At 53.1% G+C, this 7328-nt stretch carries 5 protein-coding genes and 1 tRNA gene; 5 read left to right on the top strand and 1 reads right to left on the bottom strand.

What is annotated here, in order from left to right; translation table 11 throughout:
* Nucleotides 1-4: 4 nt before the first annotated feature.
* The 4 genes from V3W49_RS22250 to pnuC all read left to right on the top strand — a co-directional run bounded on the left by V3W49_RS22250 (nucleotide 5) and on the right by pnuC (nucleotide 4557).
* A tRNA-Lys gene (locus V3W49_RS22250) sits at nucleotides 5-80 on the top strand.
* 193 nt (nucleotides 81-273) lie between these two features.
* Complete coding sequence (nadA, locus tag V3W49_RS22245; protein WP_500148136.1) at nucleotides 274-1329, top strand: quinolinate synthase NadA; 1056 nt, start codon at nucleotides 274-276, stop codon at nucleotides 1327-1329.
* Nucleotides 1330-1904: 575 nt separating this feature from the next.
* Entirely contained in the window at nucleotides 1905-3134 is a 1230-nt protein-coding gene (locus V3W49_RS22240) for a hypothetical protein (protein ID WP_500148135.1), read from the top strand.
* A 670-nt stretch (nucleotides 3135-3804) separates the two neighbouring features.
* A complete protein-coding gene (gene pnuC / locus V3W49_RS22235; protein ID WP_500148134.1) occupies nucleotides 3805-4557 on the top strand; it encodes a nicotinamide riboside transporter PnuC in 753 nt (250 codons plus the stop codon).
* A gap of 1 nt (nucleotide 4558) precedes the next feature.
* On the opposite strand, the gene zitB is transcribed toward pnuC, so the two are convergent.
* Nucleotides 4559-5500, bottom strand: a complete 942-nt coding sequence (gene zitB / locus V3W49_RS22230; protein WP_500148133.1) for a CDF family zinc transporter ZitB — start codon at nucleotides 5498-5500, stop codon at nucleotides 4559-4561.
* Between the two features lie 317 nt (nucleotides 5501-5817).
* On the opposite strand from zitB, the gene aroG reads away from it, so the two are divergent.
* Nucleotides 5818-6867: a 3-deoxy-7-phosphoheptulonate synthase AroG gene (gene aroG / locus V3W49_RS22225; RefSeq protein WP_500148132.1), complete on the top strand. Its 1050-nt coding sequence runs from the start codon at nucleotides 5818-5820 to the stop codon at nucleotides 6865-6867.
* Nucleotides 6868-7328 lie beyond the last annotated feature (461 nt).

Genomic DNA, 7328 nt, shown 5'->3' with positions numbered 1-7328 from the left:
TTGCGGGTCGTTAGCTCAGTTGGTAGAGCAGTTGACTTTTAATCAATTGGTCGCAGGTTCGAGCCCTGCACGACCCACCAGTGTAAAAAGGCGCCCTAAAGGCGCCTTTTTGCTGTGCGCCGTTTACAGCGATTTCCTTACGAGGATAAATAACAGACGACAACGCCAGCGCGATCGGCTATCTTGTTTAGCATATAAAACGATTAGCGGCTTATTATGGGCATAAGAGCGCGTAAAGGCCATATTTGTTAAGTTGACAAAACGAGATTAGCGATGAGCGTGATGTTCGATCCCCAGACGGCCATCTATCCCTTCCCGCCAAAACCGGCGCCATTAAACCCTGAGCAGAAGCGGCATTATCGCGAGCAGATCAAAGCGCTGCTGAAAGTGCGTGATGCCGTTATGGTGGCGCACTACTACACTGACCCTGAAATACAGGCCCTTGCCGAAGAAACCGGCGGCTGTGTGGCGGATTCGCTGGAGATGGCGCGCTTCGGCGCCAGTCATCCCGCTTCCACGCTGCTGGTTGCCGGGGTGCGTTTTATGGGCGAAACCGCGAAGATCCTCAGCCCTGAAAAACGGGTACTGATGCCGACGCTTGAGGCGGAATGTTCGCTGGATCTCGGCTGTCCCGACGACGCCTTTAACGCATTCTGCGACCGGCATCCGGATCGTACCGTGGTGGTCTATGCCAATACCTCGGCGGCCGTTAAGGCTCGTGCCGACTGGGTGGTGACCTCCAGCATTGCGGTGGAGCTGATTGAACATCTCGACGCCATGGGAGAAAAGATCCTGTGGGCGCCGGATCGCCATCTGGGCCGCTATGTGCGGAAACAGACCGGCGCGGATGTTCTATGCTGGGACGGCGCCTGTATCGTGCACGACGAATTTAAAACCCAGGGATTGCTGCGTATGAAGGCGCTCTACCCGGATGCCGCGGTACTGGTGCATCCTGAATCACCCCAGAGCGTGGTGGAGCTCGCCGACGCGGTAGGCTCCACCAGCCAGCTGATCGCCGCTGCCCGTCGTCTGCCGCAGCGCCAGATGATTGTCGCCACCGATCGCGGCATTTTCTATAAAATGCAGCAGGCCTGCCCGGATAAAGAGCTGATGGAAGCGCCGACAGCCGGAGAAGGCGCTACCTGCCGCAGCTGCGCCCACTGCCCCTGGATGGCGATGAACGGCCTTGAGGCCATCGCTCGTGGTCTGGAGCAGGGGGGAGCACAGCATGAGATTGACGTTGCGCCAGCACTGCGTGAGCGGGCGCTGCTGCCGCTCAACCGCATGCTCGATTTTGCGGCGACGCTGCGTCAGTCTGCAAAGGCATAATAGTGTAACGCCGGGGGGCGAATGGATATCTTCAGCCCCCCTGGTTTTATTTAGATGTGACATTCTTCTCATATATCCCTCTTTTCATAGGGGGATAGCAGGTCATGCTGAAACCCTTCTCTTACATCCGCGAGAGCAGTGCCAGACCGCCATAAGGGAGTACACCGGCCCGATAGACAGTCGCCACTATAGCCTTCGTCATTGAACACAACCTTGAATATGATGAAATACGGGACGAGGCGTTTTCGCTTTCCAGGAGTAGAACTGGAAGCAGGGCGCTTTGGCCGACGTCATCGCTGTTGTTGAAGCCGGTGCAATCCATGTTCGTGGCGATCCTCGATCGCCTGCGTTGTTTATTACCTCTGGCTATGACGGCTATCACCGGGCAGTGCGCCGTATCTGAGCATCTGATAGGGCTGCTGATTGTACCTAGTCTAAAGGGTGAGTTTTCCTGTGGGTAATTTGATGGCGATAAGAAAACAAATGTTAGTCTTTGTTCTGGGCCTCTGAACAGCGAAGAATTTAATTACTGGCAGGAAAATACATATGAACGAAAAAATGGGTGCAAGTGGCGAATGAGCAATATTTTATATAATCCTTCCCTGAATGGCGAAACAATAGTCAATAATATGATTGGATTGAGGGCATGTCGTATGGCTGGCATATCGTTTTCGCTATCAAATAATAACGTTTTAAATTTGTCTGAACAACGACAGGAACGGATTAAGCATCTGACGCTTGCGGGTCTCAACAACCCGGAGGCTTTAAGATTTGCACATCATGCTATTACTCACATGGGGTTGTGGGACCGCCTGTGTGACTTTATCTTCCACGGAGGAACAAAGCATGCGGCACTTGAAAATCTTGCTACCGTTTTTCTTTATTCTGCCGCCCTGAGTCAGGGCGGGGGTACAGATTGGTTACCGGAGGGGATGACTCATCATAGTTATATCAAAGCCTCGCTGGAGCTGATTGAGCAGTTTACCCCCGATGGCTTGAATAAGCTGATTGCTAACAACAATCTGCCAATAGAAGCGGACCTTTATGGAGGTGTTGTTACGACTAAACCTGATATGGGGTCAGATGAGGTAAATAAGCTGTTTACGTTTCAACTTCCCAAAATGGCCGTTGTATTATTGCTGGAAAAACTGGGTTATGTCGAATATGCCAGTAAGGTTAGCCCGGCTGACACTATTAACTATATTGCTAGTGAGTTATCACCACCCGCCAGGGAATATTTTTCATGCCTGCTTGAAATTAAAGAGGTTTCATCGCCTTCACTTTCCTCCCCCATTGTTAGTGGTGATACTGATGGTTCTACCGCTCGCTCGGTTCTACTTGGCATACAAGCCGGCATCATCAATATAAGCAATAAGGGAATTAAGTGTTTATTGCCGTTGCTGGAAGCCGAAGCAGCTATTGCAAATAATCTTCAGAGTGGAAGTTTCGTAGGATTCCAGAAGAACACACTCCTGCAAAATAAATTGTCAGAGTTGGCTGATAATTTAACTTATAGTCAAGGCTCACGGAGTCTTATTTTTATTGGTGATGTTGCTCATGATCGCTTCTCCCTTAACAAGGATGCCGACTTTATCATCAGGGAAAACATACATAATAATGGTGGTATATTTGTCCTTGGCAATCATGATTATATAGAAAGCTGTTCTTGCCTAAAATCTGCACAGACAGGAAAGGCCGCCAGAAATACAATCAGCGAGGATGTGTGGAAATCGCACGAAAAAATGTTTTTGTTAATTGCTATTATGATGAAAAAAACAGGACGCTGTACATACATAATGGCTTGAGCAGTGACGGTGACAAAATTGAATCCGGTTTTACTGAAGTAGATGCTAAGTCATATAATGATAGAAATATTCAAGATCTGGTTAATTATTTAAATGATCAGGAGATTGACAAGTCTAAAATTTTAAAAATGACCAGGTTCCGCCCGACCAGGGAATCTGTTGCGAAGGCGGCGGGCCAATTGGGCATCAGAATTGTACATGGTCATAATGGGGTTTTTAAAGCAGATAATAACCATCATGTTGTTTCTTTAAATGCACGAGTTCATCATGGATTTTATCCCTGTAGCATACTTTTAGGTGAGAACGGCTCCTGATATCCTGTTCCCATCAACAGGGGTAATTTCTTAGCCATTTTTCCATAATGGCGTGATTTCTGGCGGCAATATAATAAGGCCGCTATCCAGACGACTTTATTCTTCTTGCAGCTCACCGTACTCATTCCGGTGTTACCCAATGATTTTATGTGGATACGCGTGTCACCATAAGTGAGTTTAGCCGGTCTGTCGAGATTCTCCTCGCCCTGGCAGGACGTGCTTTTACGGCGTATCAGGTGATGATACTTTGCTTCTGATATTTTCCCTGAATCGCTCGATTACGGTATGAAAACCACAGCAGAGTGAAAAGTCGTAAATTATGACGGTATCCATACCGAACAACCAGGACTTCCCCTATGTCAGCAGACGATCTTGCCGTATATCTGGACATCTATAAAATCTTCAGCACCCAAAACATCCTGGTGCATATACCGCTCGGCACGGGCGGTTACGACCTTTCGTGGATTGAGGCGATCGGCACCCTGGCCGGTTTGCTCTGCATCTGGCTGGCCAGCCTGGAGAAGATTATCAACTACCCCTTCGGGCTGGTGAATGTGACGCTGTTCGCCATCATTTTTTTCCAGATCCAGCTCTATGCCAGCCTGCTGTTGCAGCTGTTCTTCTTCGTCGCCAATATTTATGGCTGGTATGCCTGGTCGCGGCGCGACGAGGGACAAAGGCCGGAGTTGCGCATCCGCTGGCTTCCCCTTCCCGGGGCATTACTGCTACTCGCCGTCTGTGCGGTGGCTATTGTTATCATGACGCTATGGATCGATCCGGTGTTTGCGGCGCTGACCCGGGCAGCGCTGGCGATGCTGGGTTTCTTGAGCGTGCAGGCCGCCATGCCGGCACTTTCCCCCGACGCTTTTCCGTTCTGGGATGCCTCGATGATGGTGCTTTCGCTGGTGGCGATGATTTTGATGACTCGCAAGTATGTGGAAAACTGGCTGCTGTGGTGCGCGGTGAACGTGATAAGCGTGGCTATCTTCGCACTACAGGGCGTGTGGGCCATGGCGCTGGAGTACCTGATACTGACTTTTATCGCCCTTAACGGTACCCGGCTATGGATGCGTAGCGCGCGTGAACATTCGTCACGCGCGCTGTTATAGACTAGTGATGGTGGTGATGGTGCTGCGCCGTTTTCTCGTTCAGGTCGTATTCCGGGCCGTGGCAGGCCTGGTACTCCATCTGAACCGTTGCGTGCTCTATCTGATACTCATGGGCCAGGAAGTGGAGAATGCGATGCAGCAGCGCATCGTGGTCGTGCGGCGGAATCACCTGCACGTGCAGGGTCATCATCGGTTTTTCACCGACCAGCCAGATATGCACATGGTGAACGTTGCGCACCTCGGGAATGCTGCGTGACAGGTTGCGCTTCAGCGCCGCGATATCCAGCGCCAGAGGCGCGCCTTCCATGAGTTCATTCATACTCTCTTTCAGCAGCCGCCATGCGCTGCGCAGCACCAGGCAGGAGACCAGCACCGACAGAATCGGATCGATAGGCGTCCAGCCGCTCCACAGGATCACCAGCGCCGCCACAATGGCGCCGACGGAACCCAGCAGATCGCCCAGCACGTGCAGCGCGGCGGCGCGCACGTTCATATTGCGCTCTTCGCCCCCGCCGTGCAGCACCCAGAATGAGAACAGGTTAGCGAGCAATCCGGCAAAGGCGATAATCAGCATGGTTTTGCCCGCCACCGGTTGGGGATTCTGGAAACGGACGATGGCCTCCCAGACAATGAAAATGGTAATGACCACCAGCGCAATGGCATTCACAAAGGCGGCGAGGGTGGTCAGACGTAGCCATCCGAAAGTATGGCGGCCGCTTGCCGGGCGACGGGCGAAATGAACCGCCAGCAGCGCCACCAGCAGCGCTGCGGCATCGGTGAGCATATGTCCGGCATCCGCCAGCAGCGCCAGCGAGCCGGAGATCAGACCGCCTATCACTTCGGCGACCATAAACAGCGCGGTAATGGTGAAGGCGATCAACAGGCGCCGGACGTTGCCGTTACCCGTTTCATGGCTGTGCTGATGCGAATGTGAGTGAGCCATCTTTCCCCTGGGCTTATCTGTCAGAATTAACGGTTATTATTATGCGCCAGCCGGCGGATGCAATCGCTTTTATGTCATGAAGCGGCATTTACCGGTGGGATAATTAGCGGGATCTCATCCTGATTTTTTGCCATTTCTCAGCGTTTAAATGATTAAAGTGCGCTATTAATCACATTTCATGGCTGTTCAGGCGGCGTTATAGCCAACTTTCCGGAATTATCTGCGTTAACTGTAAAACCCCGTTTACACCTGGGGCGCGACGCGATAGATTGAAGGGATTGCAATAGCGCAAATTATCAAGCTCCACTGGAATCAGCATGTATCAGAACGACGACTTACGAATCAAAGAGATCAATGAACTCCTCCCGCCGGTTGCCCTGTTAGAAAAATTTCCAGCTACCGAAAATGCCGCAAAAACGGTGTCCGCTGCCCGCCTGGCTATCCATCAGATCCTGCGCGGCCAGGACGATCGGCTGTTGGTGGTCATCGGCCCCTGTTCCATTCACGACCCTGTTGCTGCCAAAGAATATGCTCAACGCCTGCTGGCGCTGCGCGACGAACTCGGCGGCGAGCTGGAGGTGGTGATGCGGGTCTATTTTGAAAAACCGCGTACCACGGTGGGCTGGAAGGGACTGATTAACGATCCCGGAATGGATAACAGCTTTCGAATTAATGACGGTCTGCGGATTGCGCGCCAGCTGCTGCTGGAGATCAACGATAGCGGCCTGCCGGCGGCCGGTGAGTTTCTGGACATGATTACGCCGCAGTATCTGGCGGATCTGATGAGCTGGGGCGCCATCGGCGCCCGCACCACCGAATCTCAGGTGCATCGCGAGCTGGCTTCCGGCCTTTCCTGCCCGGTGGGCTTTAAGAACGGTACTGACGGCACGATTAAGGTGGCGATCGACGCCATTAACGCCGCCAGCGCGCCGCACTGCTTCCTGTCGGTCACCAAGTGGGGCCATTCCGCCATTGTCAACACCAGCGGCAATGGGGACTGCCATATTATTCTGCGCGGCGGCAAAGAGCCAAACTACAGCGCGCAGCATGTGGCGCAAGTGAAACAGGGCCTGGAGAAAGCAGGCCTGGAAGCGCGAGTGATGATCGACTTCAGCCACGCCAATTCCTGCAAGCAGTTCCAGAAGCAGATGGAAGTGGGGGCCGATGTCTGCGCTCAGATAGCTCACGGCGAGAAAGCGATTGTCGGCGTGATGGTTGAAAGCCATCTGGTGGAAGGCAACCAGAGCCTGGAGAGCGGCGAGCCGTTGACTTACGGCAAGAGCGTGACCGACGCCTGCATTGGCTGGGACGATACCGAGACGCTGCTGCGCCAGCTGGCGGCGGCGGTGAAGGCGCGCCGCGGCTAGCGCGCAGGCAATAAAAAAGGTTCATCGCGGATTGTCGTGAAGCTGAAGTTACCGGCGGCGGCTCTGGCTTCCGGGTGAGTATATCGCGCTGGCGAAGGTTCCGTTCACCTGCGGTGGATTAACAGAGAAGCTGTTGCCTGAAGTGAACGGAACTGTCCACCGCATCGACATATTCTGCCGCTTTTATTCTGAAACCAGGCGCCGGAGCCGCCTGTCACCCTCACCCCGGCCCTCTCCCGAAACGGGAGAGGGAGTTTCCCGGCAATGAACGGAACAGCCCACTGCATCGACATATTCCGCCGCTTTTATTCTGAAACAGGGCGCCGAAGCTGCCTGTCACCCTCACGCCAGCCCTCTCCCTGAAAGGCGAGGGCGTTTCCCGGCAATGAACGGAACAGCCCACCGTATCGTCATATTCTGCCATTTTTGTTCTGAAACCGGGCGCCGGAGCCGCCTGTCAC

This window comes from Rosenbergiella sp. YN46, from assembly GCF_036620675.1.
Lineage (GTDB): Bacteria > Pseudomonadota > Gammaproteobacteria > Enterobacterales > Enterobacteriaceae > Jejubacter.
Note: the sequence above shows the minus strand (reverse complement) of the source record. Positions and strands in the feature narration are given on the sequence as shown.

Coding starts and splice junctions, on each gene's coding strand:
- nadA (WP_500148136.1), top strand. CDS start 274: ATGAGCGTGATGTTCGATCCCCAGACGGCCATCTATCCCTTCCCGCCA.
- zitB (WP_500148133.1), bottom strand. CDS start 5,500: ATGGCTCACTCACATTCGCATCAGCACAGCCATGAAACGGGTAACGGC.
- V3W49_RS22240 (WP_500148135.1), top strand. CDS start 1,905: ATGAGCAATATTTTATATAATCCTTCCCTGAATGGCGAAACAATAGTC.
- pnuC (WP_500148134.1), top strand. CDS start 3,805: ATGTCAGCAGACGATCTTGCCGTATATCTGGACATCTATAAAATCTTC.
- aroG (WP_500148132.1), top strand. CDS start 5,818: ATGTATCAGAACGACGACTTACGAATCAAAGAGATCAATGAACTCCTC.